Annotated in this window: 20 protein-coding genes; 9 read left to right on the top strand and 11 right to left on the bottom strand. The window is 62.6% G+C overall.

Features of this window, described 5'->3' with window-relative positions; genetic code table 11:
* Nucleotides 1-152 precede the first annotated feature (152 nt).
* The 4 genes from cobT to ACTJKE_RS09625 form a co-directional block, all read right to left on the bottom strand.
* Complete coding sequence (cobT, locus tag ACTJKE_RS09640; protein WP_113513193.1) at nucleotides 153-2,048, bottom strand: cobaltochelatase subunit CobT; 1,896 nt, start codon at nucleotides 2,046-2,048, stop codon at nucleotides 153-155.
* Between the two features lie 13 nt (nucleotides 2,049-2,061).
* A complete protein-coding gene (locus tag ACTJKE_RS09635) occupies nucleotides 2,062-2,484 on the bottom strand; it encodes a GNAT family N-acetyltransferase (protein WP_058325860.1) in 423 nt (140 codons plus the stop codon).
* Between the two features lie 3 nt (nucleotides 2,485-2,487).
* Entirely contained in the window at nucleotides 2,488-3,483 is a 996-nt protein-coding gene (gene cobS, locus ACTJKE_RS09630; protein ID WP_058321093.1) for a cobaltochelatase subunit CobS, read from the bottom strand.
* Nucleotides 3,484-3,557: 74 nt separating this feature from the next.
* Nucleotides 3,558-4,187 carry a J domain-containing protein gene (locus ACTJKE_RS09625; RefSeq protein ID WP_057254748.1) on the bottom strand — a complete coding sequence of 210 codons (630 nt, stop codon included), beginning with the start codon at nucleotides 4,185-4,187 and terminating at the stop codon, nucleotides 3,558-3,560.
* 148 nt (nucleotides 4,188-4,335) lie between these two features.
* Here ACTJKE_RS09625 and ACTJKE_RS09620 point away from each other — a divergent pair, with 148 nt between their 5' ends.
* A complete protein-coding gene (locus tag ACTJKE_RS09620) occupies nucleotides 4,336-4,617 on the top strand; it encodes a BolA family protein (RefSeq protein WP_057254747.1) in 282 nt (93 codons plus the stop codon).
* A 3-nt stretch (nucleotides 4,618-4,620) separates the two neighbouring features.
* Here the strand turns inward: ACTJKE_RS09620 and ACTJKE_RS09615 are convergent, their stop codons facing one another.
* From ACTJKE_RS09615 to ACTJKE_RS09605, 3 genes are read right to left on the bottom strand one after another with little or no spacing between them, the layout of a single operon-like run.
* A complete protein-coding gene (locus ACTJKE_RS09615) occupies nucleotides 4,621-5,931 on the bottom strand; it encodes an HlyC/CorC family transporter (protein ID WP_058325861.1) in 1,311 nt (436 codons plus the stop codon).
* A complete protein-coding gene (gene aroB, locus ACTJKE_RS09610) occupies nucleotides 5,928-7,061 on the bottom strand; it encodes a 3-dehydroquinate synthase (protein ID WP_058325862.1) in 1,134 nt (377 codons plus the stop codon). The genes ACTJKE_RS09615 and aroB overlap by 4 nt, the downstream gene beginning before the upstream one ends.
* A complete protein-coding gene (locus ACTJKE_RS09605; protein WP_057254744.1) occupies nucleotides 7,054-7,644 on the bottom strand; it encodes a shikimate kinase in 591 nt (196 codons plus the stop codon). Before ACTJKE_RS09605 ends, aroB begins: the two co-directional genes overlap by 8 nt.
* Before the next feature lie 235 nt (nucleotides 7,645-7,879).
* Between ACTJKE_RS09605 and ACTJKE_RS09600 the strand changes: the two genes are divergently transcribed.
* From ACTJKE_RS09600 to ACTJKE_RS09580, 5 genes are all read left to right on the top strand, one after another.
* Complete coding sequence (locus ACTJKE_RS09600) at nucleotides 7,880-8,029, top strand: hypothetical protein (protein ID WP_113399023.1); 150 nt, start codon at nucleotides 7,880-7,882, stop codon at nucleotides 8,027-8,029.
* A complete protein-coding gene (gene xerD, locus ACTJKE_RS09595; RefSeq protein WP_058321072.1) occupies nucleotides 8,026-8,982 on the top strand; it encodes a site-specific tyrosine recombinase XerD in 957 nt (318 codons plus the stop codon). The genes ACTJKE_RS09600 and xerD overlap by 4 nt, the downstream gene beginning before the upstream one ends.
* Nucleotides 8,983-9,046: 64 nt before the next feature.
* Complete coding sequence (locus ACTJKE_RS09590; RefSeq protein ID WP_058325863.1) at nucleotides 9,047-10,000, top strand: acetyl-CoA carboxylase carboxyltransferase subunit alpha; 954 nt, start codon at nucleotides 9,047-9,049, stop codon at nucleotides 9,998-10,000.
* Between the two features lie 363 nt (nucleotides 10,001-10,363).
* Nucleotides 10,364-11,803 carry a L,D-transpeptidase family protein gene (locus tag ACTJKE_RS09585; protein WP_058325864.1) on the top strand — a complete coding sequence of 480 codons (1,440 nt, stop codon included), beginning with the start codon at nucleotides 10,364-10,366 and terminating at the stop codon, nucleotides 11,801-11,803.
* Entirely contained in the window at nucleotides 11,803-12,039 is a 237-nt protein-coding gene (locus ACTJKE_RS09580) for a sulfurtransferase TusA family protein (protein WP_058325865.1), read from the top strand. Before ACTJKE_RS09585 ends, ACTJKE_RS09580 begins: the two co-directional genes overlap by 1 nt.
* Nucleotides 12,040-12,084: 45 nt before the next feature.
* Here ACTJKE_RS09580 and ACTJKE_RS09575 read toward each other — a convergent pair whose 3' ends face one another.
* Nucleotides 12,085-13,236 (bottom strand): CobW family GTP-binding protein, encoded by a 1,152-nt coding sequence (locus tag ACTJKE_RS09575; RefSeq protein WP_113513195.1) that lies wholly within the window; start codon nucleotides 13,234-13,236, stop codon nucleotides 12,085-12,087.
* A 12-nt stretch (nucleotides 13,237-13,248) separates the two neighbouring features.
* Nucleotides 13,249-14,334, bottom strand: coding sequence for a D-alanyl-D-alanine carboxypeptidase family protein (locus ACTJKE_RS09570; RefSeq protein ID WP_058325866.1), 1,086 nt, complete (start codon nucleotides 14,332-14,334; stop codon nucleotides 13,249-13,251).
* Nucleotides 14,335-14,511: 177 nt separating this feature from the next.
* Between ACTJKE_RS09570 and ACTJKE_RS09565 the strand changes: the two genes are divergently transcribed.
* Both ACTJKE_RS09565 and ACTJKE_RS09560 read left to right on the top strand, forming a co-directional pair.
* Entirely contained in the window at nucleotides 14,512-15,675 is a 1,164-nt protein-coding gene (locus ACTJKE_RS09565; RefSeq protein ID WP_058325867.1) for a M20 aminoacylase family protein, read from the top strand.
* A 19-nt stretch (nucleotides 15,676-15,694) separates the two neighbouring features.
* Nucleotides 15,695-16,159: an Lrp/AsnC ligand binding domain-containing protein gene (locus ACTJKE_RS09560; RefSeq protein ID WP_057254736.1), complete on the top strand. Its 465-nt coding sequence runs from the start codon at nucleotides 15,695-15,697 to the stop codon at nucleotides 16,157-16,159.
* Nucleotides 16,160-16,218: 59 nt separating this feature from the next.
* Here ACTJKE_RS09560 and ACTJKE_RS09555 read toward each other — a convergent pair whose 3' ends face one another.
* On the bottom strand, nucleotides 16,219-17,271 hold the full coding sequence (locus tag ACTJKE_RS09555) for an NAD(P)-dependent alcohol dehydrogenase (RefSeq protein WP_058325868.1): 1,053 nt from the start codon (nucleotides 17,269-17,271) through the stop codon (nucleotides 16,219-16,221).
* Between the two features lie 218 nt (nucleotides 17,272-17,489).
* On the opposite strand from ACTJKE_RS09555, the gene ACTJKE_RS09550 reads away from it, so the two are divergent.
* The gene (locus tag ACTJKE_RS09550; protein WP_057254734.1) at nucleotides 17,490-18,428 is read left to right on the top strand and encodes an AraC family transcriptional regulator; all 939 of its coding nucleotides are present in this window, start codon (nucleotides 17,490-17,492) and stop codon (nucleotides 18,426-18,428) included.
* A gap of 10 nt (nucleotides 18,429-18,438) precedes the next feature.
* Here ACTJKE_RS09550 and ACTJKE_RS09545 read toward each other — a convergent pair whose 3' ends face one another.
* Nucleotides 18,439-18,921, bottom strand: a complete 483-nt coding sequence (locus ACTJKE_RS09545; RefSeq protein WP_057254733.1) for an Lrp/AsnC family transcriptional regulator — start codon at nucleotides 18,919-18,921, stop codon at nucleotides 18,439-18,441.
* Between the last annotated feature and the right edge of the window lie 48 nt (nucleotides 18,922-18,969).

Genomic DNA, 18,969 nt, shown 5'->3' with positions numbered 1-18,969 from the left:
ACGAGAGACACCTGCCACGGCGCACTGAGATCATCGCTGCAGCTTGGTAGACTGTAAAATTTTGTCCGTAAATTGACTTCGGCTCAAGGTCGGAACGGGCTGTCGCCGATTGGCGTTCGGAAGCGGCAAACACCACCTCCGAACGAAACAAATTATCCGGCGCGACGAAGACGCGAGGAACCGCGGCGCTGGCTTTCATCCTCGAAGAGCGCGGCCAGCTGCTCGGTCATGGCACCGGCGAGTTCGTCGGCATCGACGATGGTCACGGCGCGACGGTAGTATCGCGTCACATCGTGGCCGATCCCGATTGCAAGCAACTCGACAGGCGAGCGCGTCTCGATCTGCTCGATGACAGCGCGCAGATGCCGCTCCAGATAGTTCCCGGGGTTCACCGAAAGCGTCGAGTCGTCAACCGGCGCACCGTCGGAGATCATCATCAGGATGCGGCGCTGCTCGCGCCGTGCCATCAGTCGCTCGTGCGCCCACATCAGCGCCTCGCCGTCGATGTTTTCCTTGAGCAGGCCTTCGCGCATCATCAGGCCGAGATTGCGGCGCGCCCGGCGCCAGGGCGCATCGGCGGACTTGTAGATGATGTGCCGCAGATCGTTGAGCCGGCCCGGCGCCTGCGGCTTGCCGCCGGCGAGCCACTTTTCGCGCGACTGTCCGCCCTTCCACGCCTTGGTGGTGAAGCCGAGGATCTCGACCTTGACGCCGCAGCGTTCCAGCGTGCGCGCCAGGATGTCGGCGCAAGTGGCGGCAACGGTGATCGGGCGGCCACGCATCGAGCCGGAGTTGTCGATCAGCAGCGTCACTACCGTGTCGCGGAAGTTGGTGTCCTTCTCTCGCTTGAAGGAAAGCGGCTGCATCGGGTCGATGATGATGCGCTGCAGGCGCGCCGTGTCGAGGTAGCCCTCTTCGAGATCGAATTCCCAAGAGCGGTTCTGCTGCGCCATCAGGCGGCGCTGCAGGCGGTTGGCAAGGCGACCCACAGCACCCTGGAGATGGGAAAGCTGCTTGTCGAGGAAGGCGCGCAACCGGTCGAGCTCGGCCTCGTCGCACAGCTCTTCCGAAGCGATCGTCTCGTCGAATTCGCGAGTGAAGACGGCGTAGTCGACTTTCTCGTTGAAGTCGGCGAAGGGCTGGTTCGGTCGCTTGACCTCGCCGGGTGTCTCGCTGTCCTCGTCACCCTCGTCCTGGAGATCGTCGTCGGAGATCTCCGCGCCGTCCATCTCGCCTTCTTCCATCTGCTCTTCGGCAGCCTGGTTTTCATCGGCGGGTGCGGCATCGTCGCCGGCTTCCTCGTCGCTGGCGTTTTCGTCCTGCTCCTGGCTGCGCGGCTGATCTTCGTCGGTCTCGCTTTCCTGCTCGTCCGGCTCGACGTCGTCGTCGCCATACTTCTCGGCGACCTCCATCGAGGTCAGCATGTCGCGCACGACCCGGGCAAAGGCCTGCTGGTCGTTGATCGTCGACGACAGGTTCTGGATATCGCCGGCAGCCTTGCCCTCGATGAACTCGCGCCAGAGGTCGAGCACCTTGCCGGCGGAGGCCGGTGGCTTCTCGCCGGTCAACTTCTCGCGCACCAGCAGCGCCACGGCTTCGCCGAGCGGCGCGTCGGCCTGCCGCTCGATCGTGGCAAAATTCGCCTTGGCGTATTTCTCCTCGAGCATGACGTTCAGGTTCTTGGCGACACCCGCCATGCTGAGCGCGCCGATCGCCTCGACGCGCGCCTGCTCGACCGCATCGAAGATCACGCGGGCGTCGGCCCCTTGCGGCGACATCGTCGCGTGGATGCGCGCGTCGTGACAGGCCTTGCGCAGCGCCATGCTGTCACCCAGCCCGCGGGTGACGCTGAGTTCCTGCAGCGTCGGGCGCTTGGAAAGCTCCGGCAGACGAATGCGCTCGCCGGTCATGCCCGGCCGCTCGTTGGCGAAGGCGACTTCCACCTCGGCATCGCCCGCGATCGATCGGATGCAGCCGGAAAGCGCCCGCTTGAACGGTTCGGCAGCATTCTCGCGCGTGGTTGGCTTTGCCTTCGAGTTCGAGCTCACGAGAGTTCCTTCTTCAGCCAGATGCGGTGAAATCCCGGCGGGAAATCATCGAGTTTGCCATAAACGTCATAACCCAGCTTCTGATAGAAGCCGTGCCCTGGAAACTGAATGTGTCGACATAGATGTAACGGGCACCGCGGCTTGCGGCGACCGCTTCGACACGCGCAACGAGCTCACGCCCGCTGCCCGACCCTCTCAGCGCCTCGTCTACCCAGAGCAGTTCGATGAAGCACCAGTTCCACGCCGTGTAGGCGACGATGCCGCCTACGATCTCGTCGCCGTCGTTACGCACCGAAATGGCGAAGCGCTTGTATTTGGCGCTTCCCGCCTTTTCGAGGTTGAAGGCCTTGAGGCCCTTGAAGACCGCGTTGGCGGTCTTCGTGACGCTCTTCTCCTCAACGAAGCGAAGCGCCTGTGCGCCCTCCGCCTCCGCCATGGCTCAGGCGGTGGCTTCCAACACGATGTTGGCAGCGCTTTCCTTGAGCTCGATCCCGAAGGCGCGCTGGTAGTGCTCGGCGACCAGCGCCCGCTCCAGTTCGTCGCACTTGTTGAGGAAGGTCACACGGAAGGCAAAGGCGATATCGCCGAAGATGTGGGCGTTCTCGGCCCAGGTGATGACCGTACGCGGGCTCATGACGGTCGAAAGATCGCCGTTGATGAAGGCGGCGCGCGTGAGGTCGGCAACACGCACCATCTTGGAGACGGTCTCGCGGCCCTTGTCGGCGGTGAAGCCCTTCACCTTGGCGGCGACGATGTCGACTTCCTTGTCATGCGCCAGGTAGTTCAGCGTCGTGACGATCGACCAACGGTCCATCTGCGCCTGGTTGATCTGCTGCGTGCCGTGGTAGAGGCCGGTGGTGTCGCCGAGGCCGATGGTGTTGGCGGTCGCAAACAGGCGGAAGGCCGGGTGCGGACGGATGACGCGGCTCTGGTCGAGCAGCGTCAGGCGGCCGGAGGATTCGAGAACCCGCTGGATCACGAACATGACGTCCGGACGGCCGGCATCGTATTCGTCGAAGACGAGTGCGACATTGTGCTGGTAGGCCCAGGGCAGGATGCCGTCCTTGAACTCGGTGACCTGCAGGCCGTCCTTGACGACGATCGCGTCCTTGCCGACGAGATCGATACGGCTGACATGGCTGTCGAGGTTGACGCGCACGCACGGCCAGTTGAGGCGGGCAGCGACCTGCTCGATATGGGTGGACTTACCGGTACCGTGATAGCCCGAGACCATCACGCGTCGGTTGTGGGCGAAGCCTGCGAGAATAGCGAGCGTGGTTTCGCGGTCGAAGAGGTAATCCGGGTCGAGGTCCGGCACATAGGCGTCGCCCTTCGAATAGGCAGGAACGCGCAAATCCGTATCAATGCCGAAAACCTCCCGGACCGAGATCGTCGTATCGGGGAGGTTGGAAATGTCGAGGTCAATCTTGCTCATCATGTCTCCAGAGCGGCCACCGGACGGCACCCGCGCATTCGCCTGCAAAAGTGCTTCTGTAATAATCCGCGTTGTTAGCAGAAACCAGCCTGTTTTAACAATTGGTAGGCTTGAATAACCGCGCGAAAACGCTCTTCGGATCCCCTATCTCCGCCATTGGCATCGGGGTGATGCTTCTTGACGAGATCCTTGTAGGCAGCCTTGATATCGGCAGCAGTGGCCGAGGCCCCGAGGCCGAGTGTTTCGAACGCCTTTGCCTCGAGCGTCTTCAACTTGCGCTGGCGCGGCTCCGGGCGACGGGCGCGCGCTTCGCTGACGAAGCCGAAGGGGTCGCGCATCCGGGCCTGGGCGCCGGCCGAGCCCGACCGCGTCTGCGACTGCGTCGGACCGTTCTTCGCATTCTTGTTGACGCCGACGGTCCAGGTCGGTCGGTGGCCGGTCACCGCTTCCTTCTGGTAGCGGGCGACCTCGCTATCGGAAAGGCCGGAGAAGTAGTTGTAGCCCTTGTTGTACTCCTTCACATGTTCGAAGCAGAACATGAAGTACTGGCCCTCGGCATTGCGGCCGACGGGCGCTTTATGCACGCCCTTCTGATCGCAGCCGTCCCACTGACAAACGGGCGCAGCCGGCTCCGCCCGGGGCTCAACCTTGCGCCGGGTGCGAATGCGATCGAAGTATTTTGAATCGAGTCTCATGGTGCTCATTATGGGGCTTGGCTGGGGCCACAACAAGAATTGACAAAACGGAATGTTGCTGGCTTTGTGCGGGCATTTTGCGCCGCCAAGCCAGCGATTACCGGGTACTGCAGATCCGCGAGGGGGCGTCAAGCAACCAAGGAAATGGGACGGAAGAATGTCGCTCACGGACACGATCGAAAAGAAGCTGATCGAGGCCTTCCATCCTGAGAGATTGGCGGTCATCAACGAGAGCCACATGCATGCCGGTCATCAGCCGGGTTTCGATGGCGGCGGCGAAACCCACCTGCGGGTGCGCATCGTTTCCAGCGCCTTTACCGGCATGAGCCGCGTCGCCCGTCACCGCGCCATCAATGATCTCCTGAAACCGGAACTCGATGCCGGCCTGCACGCCCTTGCCGTCGAGCCCGCGGCTCCCGGCGAAGCGACCCGCTGGTAGCAATCAAGACGTCGGAGCGGCACCGTCTTCCGCCGGGCGGATGCGCAGCTTGGTGATCCGGTTCTTCACCCTCTTCATCACAATGAAGCGCTTGCCATGGAAGGTGAAGGCCTGACGCTCCTCGGGAATGCTCTTTGACTCGTGAATGACGAGCCCCGCCACCGTCGTCGCTTCTTCGTCCGGCAGCGACCAGTCGAGCGCGCGATTGAGGTCGCGGATCGGCACCGAGCCGTCAACGACGATCGAACCATCCGCCTCCTGGCGCACACCCTGAATGTCGAGGTCGTGCTCGTCGGCAATGTCGCCGACGATCTCCTCCAGAATGTCTTCGAGCGTCACCAGCCCCTGAACCTGGCCGTATTCGTCAACGACGATCGCCAAATGCAGCTTGCGGCGCAGGAAGGCGTTGAGCTGGTCCTTGAGGTTGGTCGTGTCCGGCACGAACCAGGGCTTCTGCGCGATCTTGCCGATATCCAGGTTCTCAGGCTCGACATTGGGCTCCGCCAACGCCCGCAGGAGATCCTTGGAGTGCACGACGCCGATGATGTTGTCGGTCGAACCGCGCCAGAGCGGCAGTCGCGTGAACGGGCTTTCGAGAATGTCGCGGACGCAGGTCTCCGGCGGCTCGTCGGCATTGATCGCCCGCATGGCGGTGCGGTGGATCATGATGTCGGAGACTTCGAGTTCGCCGAGATCGAGCACGCCGCCCAGCCGGTCGCGGTCGGCCTTGATCACCGAACCCTCGCGGTGCAGCAGGTCCACCGCGCCGCGCAGTTCCTCATGCGCCGAGAGCATCGACATGTCGGCGGCAAGATTGACGCCGAAGAGATTGAGCAGGCGCCGGACAATCCCGTTGACGAGGCTGGAGACCGGGCCGACGACCGCGACGAAGGGGCGGACGAGCGGCGCAACGGCAATCGCGAAGCGATCGGGCGAAGCAATCGCCCAGCTCTTCGGCAGCACTTCCGAGAAAATAACGAGCAGCACGGTCATGGCGAGCGTCGCGATGGCGACGCCGGAATCGCCGAAGAGACCGATCAAAAGGCTCGTCGTCAGCGACGACGCGAGAATGTTGACCAGATTGTTGCCGATCAGCAGCGTGCCGATCAGCCGGTCACGGCGTTCGATCAGCCGGTTGACGATGCCGGCACGCTCCTCGCCGTTGTTTTCGAGCGTGTGCATGCGCGAGCGCGAGGCTGCCGTCAGCGCCGTCTCAGAGCCCGAGAAGAACGCCGACAGCACGAGCAGGCAGAGGACCGAGAGGATCGACAGCCAGTATTCCGCCAGAAAAGCAATAAAGGCTTCGCCTGTCATTGCGGATGTTTTTCCCTCAGGAAGCTCAGGGCCTCCGATGCCGGAACGTCATCGGCCACAAAGGATTGTCCGACGCCGTGCGTCAGAATGAAGGTGAGCTTGCCGCCCTTGACCTTCTTGTCCTGGGCGATCGCGTCCATCAGCCTCTCGGCCGGAGGCAAGGTGCCCGGAATTTCCGACATGCGGGTCGGCAGGCCCACAGTCTTCAGATGCGCCTCGACACGAGACGCATCGTCCGGGCTCGCAAGGTTCATGCGTGCCGAGAACTGATGCGCAAGCACCATGCCGATCGAAACGCCCTCGCCGTGCACCAGCCGGGCGCTGTCGTATTCGGTCGCAGCCTCCAGCGCATGGCCGAAGGTGTGGCCGAGATTGAGCAACGCCCGCAGACCGTTCTCGCGCTCGTCCGCTGCCACGACCTCGGCCTTGGCCTGGCAGCTGATCGCGATCGCCTCGATGCGAGCCGCGCCGCCGGCAAAGACCGCCTGCCAGTTCTTTTCGAGCCAGGTGAAGAAGTCCGGCTTGTCGATCAGCCCATACTTCGCGACCTCGGCATAGCCGGCGCGAAACTCGCGTGGACTCAGCGTGTCGAGCACGTCGGTATCGGCGAGCACCAGATCCGGCTGATGGAAGACGCCGATCAGGTTCTTGCCGTGCGGGGAATTGATGCCGGTCTTGCCGCCGACGGAGGAATCGACCTGTGCCAAGAGCGAGGTCGGGATCTGGATGAAACGCGAGCCACGGCGCACGATGCCAGCGGCAAAGCCGGTAAGATCGCCGATGACGCCCCCGCCAAGCGCGATCACCGCATCGTTGCGCTCGATCCGGGCGCCAAGCACGGTTTCACAGACCGGGATCAGTTGCTCGAAGCTCTTGGTCTTCTCGCCGGCGGGAAGCACGAGCGACACTGCGTCGATGTCACGCTCCTTCAGGCTCGCCATCAGGGGCTCGAGGTAGCGCGGCGCTACGTTCTCGTCAGTGATCACGGCCATCTTGCGCCCCTTGAGGCGGGCGGCGATCTCCTGGCCGGCGGCGGCAATCAGCCCGGGACCGATCAGGATATCATAGGAACGATCGCCGAGGTCGACGCGGACCTTGCGTTCGGCAGCGGGCGCAACATGGCTATTCATGGTTCTTCTTGTCCTGGTATTCGATAACGGCGGTGAGAACGTCCTCCACCATCGTCTCTTTCTTCACATCGCGCGACAGCACCGTCAGGTCGGCTTCCGAATAGATCGGGTAGCGCGCGTTCATCAGGTTTTCGAGCGTCTGCTTGGGATTTTCGGTCTTCAGCAGCGGCCGGGTATCGCGCTTGTTGACCCGCTCCCAGAGCACGTCGAGCTCGGCATTGAGCCAGACCGTCAGGCCGCCCTTCCTGATCTGGCGGCGCGAGCGCTCGTTGATGTAGGCGCCGCCGCCGGTCGAGACCACACGCGGACCACTTCTCAGAAGCCGTTTCAGCACCCGCGTTTCCAGTGCGCGGAACTCCTCCTCGCCGTAGCGGGCAAAGAGATCGCTGATCGTCATGCGCGAGACGCGTTCGATCTCGTGGTCGGAATCGACGAAGGGAATTCCGAGCGCCTGGGCGGTCAATCTTCCGATTGCCGACTTGCCGGCGCCCATGAGACCGATGAACACGAGATTGCGTTTACCGAGTACAAGCTTCGCCCGCTCGGCAAGCGTTGCGGAAACCGGTTCGATCACGTCGTTCATTGGACTTCTTATTCCCCATTCCCTTTCGGTATCGACAAATCGGGGTGTAGCGTCAAGTCGTCGCGCGCGTCCGCTCACGGTTCTTGAACTCGGCCGAAGCGGCGTTCATATAGGTCTGGCACCCGCCTTTGTGCCGCGCGTTCATCCGAACGCGCGATCACGCTGGCTGTTTGAACGCCTGCATGCATATCCTTTGGTCCGCTTCGGCCGAAGGCTTCATGCAGAGGAGATTGAAATGCCGACCCTCTTCCGGTTCCTGTTCTTTTGTCTGGTTGTCGCCGGGATAGTCTATGGCACGATGATCTCCCTCGTCACCTTTGTCGAACCGGTTGAGCGCGACGTGACCGTGAAAATCCCGTCCGAGCGGGTGAACAAGCCCCAATGAGCGACCTCTCCGCCGCCCATGTCGAGGCCTTCCTCGAAATGATGAGCGCCGAACGCGGCGCTGCGGTCAACACGCTGCAATCTTACGAGCGCGACCTGGAGGATGCCGCCTCGCACCTGCGCACGCTCGGAACCGGGCTGACGGCGGCAACCCCGGACGACCTTCGCACCTATCTCGCCCATCTCTCGGGCCAGGGCTTCAAGCCCTCCTCGCAGGCACGGCGGCTTTCGGCGCTCCGGCAGTTCTACAAATTCCTCTACGCCGAGGGTATGCGCGGCGACGATCCGACCGGCATTCTCGACGCCCCGAAGAAGGGGCGCAGCCTGCCAAAAACGCTGAGCGTCGAGGACGTCTCGCGGCTGATCGGGCAGGCCGAGAGCGAGGCCGCATCAGGAGGTCCGGACCACCTTGCGAAGTTGCGCATGCATGCGCTGATCGAACTGCTCTACGCCACCGGCATGCGCGTCAGCGAGCTGGTCTCCCTTCCGGCAAGCGTGCTGGCGCAGAACGGCCGCTTCCTCGTGATCCGCGGCAAGGGCAACAAGGACCGGCTCGTGCCGCTCTCGCAAGCGGCAATCCGGGCGATGCGGGCCTATGGCGAGGCGCTCGCCGAGGAAATGGCCAGGGAGGAAGCGGGCAACCGCGAGAGCCCGTGGCTCTTCCCCTCCTCCGGCAAGCAGGGCTTCCTGCCGCGCCAGGTTTTTGCGCGCGATCTGAAATCGCTCGCCGCACGCGCCGGCATAAGGGTCGCCACGATCTCCCCGCACGTGCTGCGGCACGCCTTCGCCAGCCACCTGCTTGCCAATGGCGCGGACCTTCGCGCCGTGCAGGAACTGCTCGGCCATTCGGACATTTCAACGACACAAATCTATACACATGTGCTGGAAGAACGGCTGCACAACCTCGTGCAAAACCATCACCCTCTTGCCAAACAGGCGAAAAAACAGGATTAGGACGGCCGGGCACGCTGGTTTCGGCCCGCTGGTCCTTGTCGCAAAATGATCGGAAACGCATCTCATGCACAACTATCTCGATTTCGAAAAGCCCATCTCCGACCTCGAAGGCAAGATTCTCGAATTGAAGAAGCTCGCCGGCGAAGACGAGAGCGTGAACACTTCGGATGAGATCGAACGCCTGGAGACGCGCGTCCGCGACGCGATGATCGAGATCTATTCCAAGCTGACGCCCTGGCAGAAGACCCAGGTCGCCCGTCACCCCTCGCGCCCGCACTTCCTGGATTACGCCGCCGAGCTCTTCACCGAGTTCACGCCGCTTGCGGGCGACCGCAACTATGCCAACGACGATGCCATCCAGGCCGGCCTTGCGCGTTTCCGCGGCATGCCGGTCGCCGTTCTCGGCCAGGAGAAGGGCAACGACACGAAGTCGCGCATCAAGCACAACTTCGGCAGCCCCCGTCCTGAAGGCTACCGCAAGGCGATCCGCGTCATGGAAATGGCCGATCGCTTCGGCCTGCCCCTGATCACGCTGGTCGATACCGCCGGTGCCTATCCAGGCGTCGGCGCAGAAGAACGCGGCCAGGCGGAAGCCATCGCCCGCTCCACCGAGATGTGCCTCAATGTCCGTGTGCCGATCGTCACCATCGTCATCGGCGAAGGCGGCTCCGGCGGCGCCATCGCGATCGCTACCGGCAACCGCGTCTACATGCTGGAGCATGCGATCTACAGCGTCATCTCGCCGGAAGGAGCTGCCTCGATCCTGTGGCGCGATTCCACCCGCGCCAAGGAAGCCGCCAGCAATATGAAGATCACCTCCGAGGACCTGAAGGCACTCGGCGTCATCGACGGCATCATTCAGGAGCCGGTCGGCGGCGCACACCGCGACCCGAACGCGGTCATCGGCCGCACCGGAACCGTGATCGCCGACGCGTTGAAGGAATTGTCCGGACGCAATGGCGACCAGTTGCGCACGGATCGCCGACAGAAGTACCTCAATATCGGCCGCAACCTCTAGGCAGGAACGGGATAGGGGCGGAAATCCCACGCCCTCTATCCGATCTGGTCCTGGTGGTTCGCGATTGCGCGAGCGGATTTCGCAACTGCAAAGCGGAGTATGGCCAAATCTTGGCCATATTCATGAGGTCATGAACAGCGCATCGGCAGGGCCACCCTGCAGGGTTAAGAATTCGTGAAGTATAATCGCTTAGTGATTCTCTAAAGAGCCCACCCTCGCGGACTTGGGCTTTCCTGCATAATTCCTTAAATCGGCATCGATTTAAGGGCAAAATTATGCAGCTATCTAAAGAGTCACAGCGTCCTTGGCGCGTCAAAGACGCGCGGCGCTGTAGTCGAGTTGGGTTTAAACGGGCCTCTGCTGATGCGTTTCAGAAACCTTGTAGCCTCCGCCGCCATTGTCGCCGCGCTTGCCGGCTGCACCAATGAAACGCTGGACACGACGACGTCGGTCGACCTCAGGTCCGTCAAGAACAAAACCGAGTACCAGGTCTCCGGACCCATGGTCAAAAAGATGACCGAACTCGGGATACAGAAGCAGGCCCCGATCTCGCTGCGCATCTTCAAGGAAGAAGGCACGCTCGAGGTCTGGAAGGCCAATACGGCCAATCGCTTCCAGCTGCTGAAAACCTATAAGATCTGCGCCTGGTCCGGCAAATTGGGCCCGAAGGTAAAGGAAGGCGATCGTCAGGCGCCGGAGGGCTTCTATCCGCTCTTCCCGCACCAGATGAACCCCAACTCGAATTATTACCTGGCGATCAACACCGGCTATCCCAACACCTACGACAAGGCGAACGGCCGTCAGGGAACGCACCTGATGATCCACGGCGCCTGCTCGTCGTCGGGCTGCTACTCGATGACCGACGAGCAGATGATCGAGATCTTCGCCCTCGCCCGGGATTCCTTCAAGGGCGGCCAGGAAAGTGTTCAGCTCCAGGCCTTCCCCTTCCGCATGACCGCGGAAAACATGGCGCGCCATCGCAACAACCCGAACATCGATTTCTGGAAGATGCTGAAGGTCGGCTACGACCAGTTCGAGATCACCAAGCGTCCGCCTGAAGTGAACGTCTGCGAGAAGAAGTACGTCTTCAACCAGCAGGCCTCCGGCCCGTTCAATCCGAGCGGCCAGTGCCCGGCCATGTCGACCCCGCCGGCGCTGCAAGTGGCGATGGCAGGCTTCGAGAAGACCTACCAGACCGACTACGACAAGGCCATGAAGAAGTATGACGGCATGGTCTGGTACGAGCCGAGCGAAGCCGAGCGCAAGGCGATCGTCGCCAAGCAGCGCGTCGGCCGCGAACTCGCCTATGCGCCAACCGGCAACTCCTTCGACGCCGGCAAGCTGATGAAGGCCAGCGACCTCGAGAAGAAGCTCGCCGACCAGAAGGAAGCGGAAGAGACCAAGCAGGCCGTCGAGATCCAGAAGAAGGAACTCGAAAAGGCGACCGACGGCGGCAAGCACGTCCCGGTTCCAGCCGCCAACCCCGTACCGCAGCCGGTGATGCAGGCAGCCGTCGAGCAGCCGGCGAAGAAATCCTTCTGGAGCCTGTTCTCGAAGAGCGAGCCGGAGGCAGAAGCACCCGCTCCGGCGGTTCAGACACCCGAACAGCAGGCAGCCGTCGCACCGCAAGCGCAGGAACCGGCGAAGACGACCAAGCAGGCACGCACGACGGCGCCAGCTGCGACCGAGCAGCAGACGGCCGCCGTTGCAACGGCACCTGCCCCCGAGGCGGTGGCGGAAACACCTGTGCTCACCGAAGAGCCGCCGAAGAAGCGCCCCTTCTGGAAAATCTGGGGCAATTGATGCCGGGCGAGACCAAGATCGTCTACGACCTCAGGGGGCTTAAATGCCCCCTTCCCGTTTTGAAGACGCGCAAGCGCATGTCCTCACTAGCCCCGGGCGCATTGCTGGAGATCGAGACGACCGATCCTCTGGCGGTGATCGATATCCCGCACTTCTGCAACGAAGACGGCCACACGCTCGAAGAGTCCGCTGCTGCCGACGGCGGCCACCGGTTTCTGATCCGCAAGGGCGCCTGAGACGCCGCGACGGGCCGCGGCATCACAATGCTATCTGAATGATGATTAAAACCGCATGCCGGGAACGGCGAGCGGATTGTCGGAAAGCGCCTGCGCGTCCGGCCGGTCGATGCGCGGCTTGCCGGTAAAGGCGTCGAACAGGTCGCGGACAAAGCCTTCCGTCAATCCCTTGGTGATCAGCACCATGCGGGTGCGCCGGTCGTTCGGGTCCGGCCATGCCGCCAGACGCTCCGGCGTGTGAAAGACATTCTGCACGCCATGCAACACCAGCGGCCGGTCCGGTCTGTCGGCCACCGCTACGATTGCTTTCATCCTGAGCAGCTTCTCGCCATGCGCCGAACGCAGGAGGTCGATGAACATATCGAGTGCCATCGGCTCGATCGGCCGGTCGTGCACGATGCTGAACGAGCGGATGTCGCCACCATGCCGGTTCACATCATGATGATGATCGTGGTCATGGTGGTGATCATGATCGTGATGGTGGTCACCATGATCGTGGTGATGATGGTTGTGCTCGTGATGGGCTTCATCCTGCAGCCAGCGGCCGACATCGGCGATCTTCGAGGATGGATCATAAAGGCCGCAGGCGAAAAGCGCTGAGCGTCCCGCCTCCTCGCTGTCGCCATCGATGAGCGGCGCACGCGGATTGAGCGCCCGGATCCGTGCCGTCAGCTCGTCGCGCTGGGCTGCATCGGCAAGACCGGTCTTGCTGACGACGATGCGGTCGGCGACCGCGATCTGCTTCAGGGCTTCCTCGTGATTGGCGATCGTCTGCAGGCCGTTGACGGCATCGACGACCGTGACGACGCCATCCAGCCGGAAGCTCTGCGCGATAATGGGATTGCCGATCACCGATTGCAGCACCGGCGCGGGGTCGGCAAGGCCGGTTGTTTCGATGACGATGCGCTTCAGCGGCTTGATCTTGCCCGTCTGCATCCGGTCCATGAGATCGGCAAGCGTGTCGACCAGTTCGCCGCGCACCGTGCAGCAGAGGCAGCCGTCGGAAAGCTCGATAACCCCGTCGCTGGAGGCCTCCACCAGCAGGTGGTCGATCGAGACATCGCCGAACTCGTTGATGATGACTGCCGTGTCCGAGAGATCGGGATCCTTCAGCAACCGGTTCAGCAACGTTGTCTTGCCCGCACCGAGAAAGCCGGTGAGGATCGAGACCGGCACCGCCGGCAAGGGACTAGCCATCATGAACTCCGATCAGAAAGTCGGCCGCGGCACGGGGATCGGCACATTGGCGGCGTCTCCCTGGCCAGCCTGGTCGGCGACGACTTTCGGCGCCTTCTCACCGCTGCCGGCGATAAGACCGGCGAAGGCGAGATTCAGCGGCCGGTTGATTTCGTGGATATAGGGCGAGAGCAGCTTCTGGCGGCCGCCCTCGTCGCGGCCTTCGCTGCGGACCTTGGCCGCCGCCTTCGAGCAGATCTGTTTGCTGACATCGGCCACCATGTCGCGTGTCTCGCCATAGGGCGGGATCTGCACGAGGGAAGGTTTGCCATTGCCGCTCGTCGTCAGCGCCATCTGCATGAGCCGCGCAGATTCGTCGGCACGCGCGCCGAGGCTATCCTCGCCGAGTACGACAGAGACGACGCTACGCCCGTCACGGGTGGCAGACGAAACCTGGTTGAAGCCGGAGGCGCAGATGAAGCCGGTCTTCATGCCATCGGCGCCTTCGAAGCGTCCGATCAGCATGTTGTAGTTCGGATAGTTCTTCTTGCCGGTGGTGAAGCCTTCCAGCGAGAAATAGGAAGCATATTGCGGGAACTCGCGCTTGAGCGTAATCGCCAGCACCGCAAGGTCGCGCGCCGTCGTATACTGGCCCGGACCCGGCAGGCCGTTGGGATTGATGAAGTTGGACGAGGTCATGCCGATGCGGCGCGCCTCGGCGTTCATCCGCTCGATGAAGGCGGGCTCCGAACCGCCGACCGTCTCGGCGATGGCCACTGCGACGTCGTTCGCGGACTTGACCAGCATCATCTTCAGCGCGCTGTCGAGCGTCATCGCCTGCCCGGGCTTGTAGAACATCTTGCTCGGCGGCTCGGAGGCCGCATTCTTGGTCATGATGACCGGGCTCTCGAGCGTAAGCTGCCCCGACTTGATCGCGCGGAAGGCCGTATAGGCCGTCATCAGTTTGGTCAGCGATGCCGGATACCATTTCTGGAAGATGTCCTGATGTTCGTAGACCTTCAGCGAATTGACGTCGACGACGAGCCGCGGATTGGCTGCAGCCGGCAATGCCGCAAGAAGCGTCGCGCACGTCACTGCCGTGACACCAAGCGCCCTCATCTTGCCACGTGTGAAAATTCCTGCTGTCACCACGATAGAACCTCGAAATTCCGCTGTTGCCTCGTCTCGTCCGGCTATTTAGCCTATATGGCGAGGAGATGGCAAAGCCCATTCACGGGCACCCCTGCCAATCCACCGCAGATACACAGTGATCGAACAGACCGACAGGACGAACCGATGCCGATACTCAACCGTGCCGCCGAGCTCCAGAACGAAGTCGCCGAATGGCGGCGCCACCTGCACAGGAACCCGGAGCTCCTGTTTGCGGTCGAAAATACGGCATCCTTCGTCGAAAAGAAACTCAAGGAGTTCGGCGTTGACGAAGTCGTGACGGGCCTCGGCCGCACCGGCGTCGTCGGCCTGATCCGCGGCAATCTCGGCTCGGGCCGCACGATCGGCCTGCGCGCCGACATGGATGCGCTGCCGATTACCGAGACGAGCGGCAAGCCCTGGGCTTCGGAAACGTCTGGCAAGATGCATGCCTGTGGCCACGACGGCCATACGGCGATGCTTCTCGGAGCGGCCAAGTATCTCGCCGAAACCCGCAACTTCGCCGGCAGTGTCGCAGTCATCTTCCAGCCCGCCGAAGAAGGCGGCGGTGGCGGCAACGAGATGGTCAAGGACGGCATGATGGAGCGTTTCGCCATTGAGGAAGTCTATGGCATGCACAACATGCCGGGCATGCCCATTGGTCACTTCGGCAGCCGTGTCGGCCCCATCATGGCTTCGACCGACGAGTTCACCATCACCATCAAGGGCCGCGGCGGCCATGCGGCCCAGCCGCACAAGACGATCGACCCGATCATCGTCGGCACCCAGATTGTCACCGCTCTGCAGACGATCGCCTCGCGCACGGTCGATCCCCTCGCCTCCGTCGTCGTCTCGGTGACCAAGTTCAACGCCGGCTTCGCCCACAACGTCATTCCGGAAGAAGCCGTTCTCGGGGGCACGGTGCGCACTCTCGTGCCTGAGGTACGCGATATCGGCGAGGGCCGCATCCGCACGATCGCCGAAGGAGTGGCGGCCCTATACGGCGCGACCGTCAACGTCGCCTACAATCGCAACTATCCGGTGACCGTGAACCATGCGGAAGAGACCGGCTACGCTTTGAGGGCCGCGGCCGAGATCGCGGGGACAAGCAACGTCAAGCCGTCGCTCGACCCGATGATGGGCGGAGAGGATTTCTCCTACATGCTGATTGCCCGTCCCGGCGCCTTCGTATTCATGGGCAACGGCGACACCGCCGGGCTGCATCACCCGGCTTACGATTTCAATGACGAGGCGATCCCGCACGGCATCTCCTACTGGGTGAAGCTCGCGGAAACGCGACTTGCCGCCTGAGGCATCGGCGGGAGGCACCATGCATCAGATCGACAAGATTGACCGTAGAATTCTCAACATCCTCCAGGCGGATGGGCGGATCACCAACCTTGAGCTTGCCGATCGCATCGGCCTGTCGCCGACGGCGACCAGCGAGCGGCTGCGCCGGCTGTTGAAGGAAGGCTACGTCTCGGGCTTCGGCGCGCGGCTTGACCCGCACAAGCTCGGCTTCGGCCTGCTGGTTTTCATCGAGGTCATGCTCGACAAGACGACGCCCGACGTCTTCGACCAGTTCGCCGCCGCCGTCAAACAGGCGCCGGCCGTGCTCGAATGTCACATGGTGGCGGGGGGCTTCGACTATCTCGTCAAGACGCGGTTCGAGGACATGGCGGCCTACCGCAACTTCCTCGGCCAAGTGCTCTGGACGCTTCCGGGCGTCAAGGAGACCCGAACTTACGCAGTGATGGAAGAGATCAAGAACGACGGACCGCTGCCGCTCGTTTGAGCCGCAGTCAGAAAAAAGGCCCGGAAACCCCATCGGATTCCGGGCCGTTCCATTTCAGTTTAGGCGGCGTCCTGCAGCGACGCCATGTCGATGACGAAGCGGTAGCGCACATCGCTCTTGACGACGCGTTCATAGGCTTCGTTGATCTGTTGGATCCGGATCGTTTCGATTTCCGAGACGATATTGTGCTCGCCGCAGAAGTCGAGCATCTCCTGGGTTTCCTTGATCGAGCCGATCATCGAACCGGAAATGCTCCGGCGGGCGGGCACCAGCGAGAAAGCATGTACCGGCACCGCATTCTCAGGAATGCCGACCAGCACGAAATCGCCGTCGACCTTCAGAAGGTTGACGTAGGCATTCCAGTCGATCTCGGCGGCCACCGTGCAGATGATCAGATCGAACGTGCCTGCCAGTGCCGTGAAGGTCTCCGGATCGTTGGTGGCGTAGTAGCGATCGGCGCCGAGCTTCAGCCCGTCTTCCTTCTTGGAAAGCGTCTGGCTGAGAACGGTCACCTCCGCGCCCATGGCGTGCGCCAGCTTGACGCCCATGTGGCCGAGGCCGCCCATGCCGACGATCGCGACCTTCTTGCCGGGACCGGCCTTCCAGTGGCGCAGCGGCGAATAAAGCGTGATGCCGGCGCAAAGCAGCGGTGCTGCGGCGTCGAGCGGCAGGTTCTCCGGGATCGACAGCACATAGCCTTCCTTGACGACGATACTGTCGGAATAGCCGCCCTGGGTCGGCGTCTTACCGTCGGCTTCCACGCCGTTATAGGTCACGATCAGACCGGGCATGTAATGTTCCAGATCCACATCGCGCGTGGCGCAGGTGGTGCAGGAATCGACGAAGCAGCCGACGCCGGCGCGGTCACCGACTTTGAACTTGGTGACCTTGGAGCCAACCGCCGTCACGATGCCGACGATCTCGTGGCCGGGAACCATCGGGAAGGCCGAATTGCCCCATTCGTTGCGGGCCTGGTGGATGTCGGAGTGGCAGACGCCGCAATATTTGATCTCGATCACCACGTCGTCGTCGCGCGGTTCGCGGCGCTCGAAGGTGAAGGGCGTCAGCGGCTTCGACGCATCGGTCGCCGCATATCCTCTTGCAATGGCCATCAGTCTGTCCTCATTTTGGGAAAGGGTGCAGGTCCGGAGGGAACCCGGCCTGACGCACCTCGAACTATGGGGGCGCAGACACGGTGAGCGTTAGAGCGATCCTGCAAAATTCTTGCACGATCCTACAAGATTGACAGTGAGATCCTGGAGATGGCACGTCGATGCCCTACCTGAGCGTTGCCTCACACAATGCTAAGCCGCTGGAAAGACCGCAGATTATGACAGCCACAAGACAGACTGCCCGCCACCAGATGATCGATGTCATTGCCCGGTTTGCCGAGCGGGACGGCGACCACCTGACCGGGATTTCCGGCCTGACCCTGCATCGCCATGGCGGCGACGCTCCGGTCAATTGCTCGGCCTATCGGCCAAGCCTGGCAATCATCGTGCAAGGGGCCAAACGTGTGGTTCTCGGCGACGAGACACTGATCTACGGCGCGTCGGACTATCTGCTGACGTCAATCGACCTGCCCGTTCTCTCCCAGGTCTGCAAGGCCTCCGCAGAAGAACCTTATCTCAGCATGGCCTTCACGCTCGATCCCGGCAAGATCCAGGCGCTGCTTGCGTCCTTGTCGCAATTGCCGCAGCCGGCCGCTTCGGCGCGCGGCATGAGCGTCAGCAAGATCACTGTCGATCTCGAAGACGCGGCCCTGCGCCTGCTGCGCCTGCTCGAACGGCCGGACGATATCCCCGCCCTCTTGCCACTGATCGAACAGGAGATCCTCTACCGGCTTTTGACCGGCCCGCACGGCCACCGCCTGCGGCAGATGGCGACGACCGACAGCCAGCCTCATCAGGTCGGCCGCGCCGTCGCCTGGCTGAAAGAGCACTATTCGCGGCCGCTGCGGATCGACGATCTCGCCAACCGTGTCTCCATGAGCGTGTCGTCGCTGCACCATCACTTCAAGGCGATCACCGCGATGAGCCCGCTGCAATACCAGAAGCAGCTCCGGCTGCAGGAGGCGCGACGGCTGATGCTGGAGGAGCAGCTCGACGCCGGCGACGCCGGCCATCAGGTGGGCTACGAAAGCCAGTCGCAGTTCAGCCGCGAGTATGCCCGCCACTTCGGCGAGCCACCGATGCGCGACATCGGCCGGGTGCGCCGCTCGCTGCTCGAACGGCTGGCTCCGCAGGCGGAGATGTTGAGCGAGGGCTGAGGAGCACGCCTCAACTCCGCTCGATATCCCTTCGCAGCACGATCGACGTCGTCAAATCCTCGACATTGTCCATCGTCGCCACCTCGTTGCGCAACTCGTTGAGCGCATTGATCGAGCCGACCTCGACCTCGACGACGAGATCGAGCTGGCCGCTGACGGATGACACCTTGCGCACCGAGGAAAAGCCGGCGAGCCGGTCGAGCACGCCGATCGACGGCGTGCGCTTCAAAGTCACCAGCAGGAAAGCCTGGATCGTGCCCTCCTCCAATTGCCCGATATCGGCGCGATAGCCGCGAATGACACCGGCCTTTTCAAGCCGGCTGACCCGCTCGGTGGTCGCACTTCTGGAGAGGCCGATGCGGCCCGCCAGCGACTTCATCGGGATGCGCGCCTCTTGCGACAGGATGCTGAGGATCGTGCGGTCGATCGCGTCTATGTCCTGCATCTCTGCTCCTCCGCGGTCCGCCGACAAGATGACGGTTATTATAAACATAGTGCCGGTGCAACCGGCATATTGCCGGATGCATCACGGCACGGCTCA

Origin of the sequence: Ensifer sp. 22521 (assembly GCF_052044795.1) — a bacterium.
Classification (GTDB): Bacteria; Pseudomonadota; Alphaproteobacteria; order Rhizobiales; family Rhizobiaceae; genus Ensifer.
This window is presented reverse-complemented; position numbering and strand designations above follow the sequence as displayed.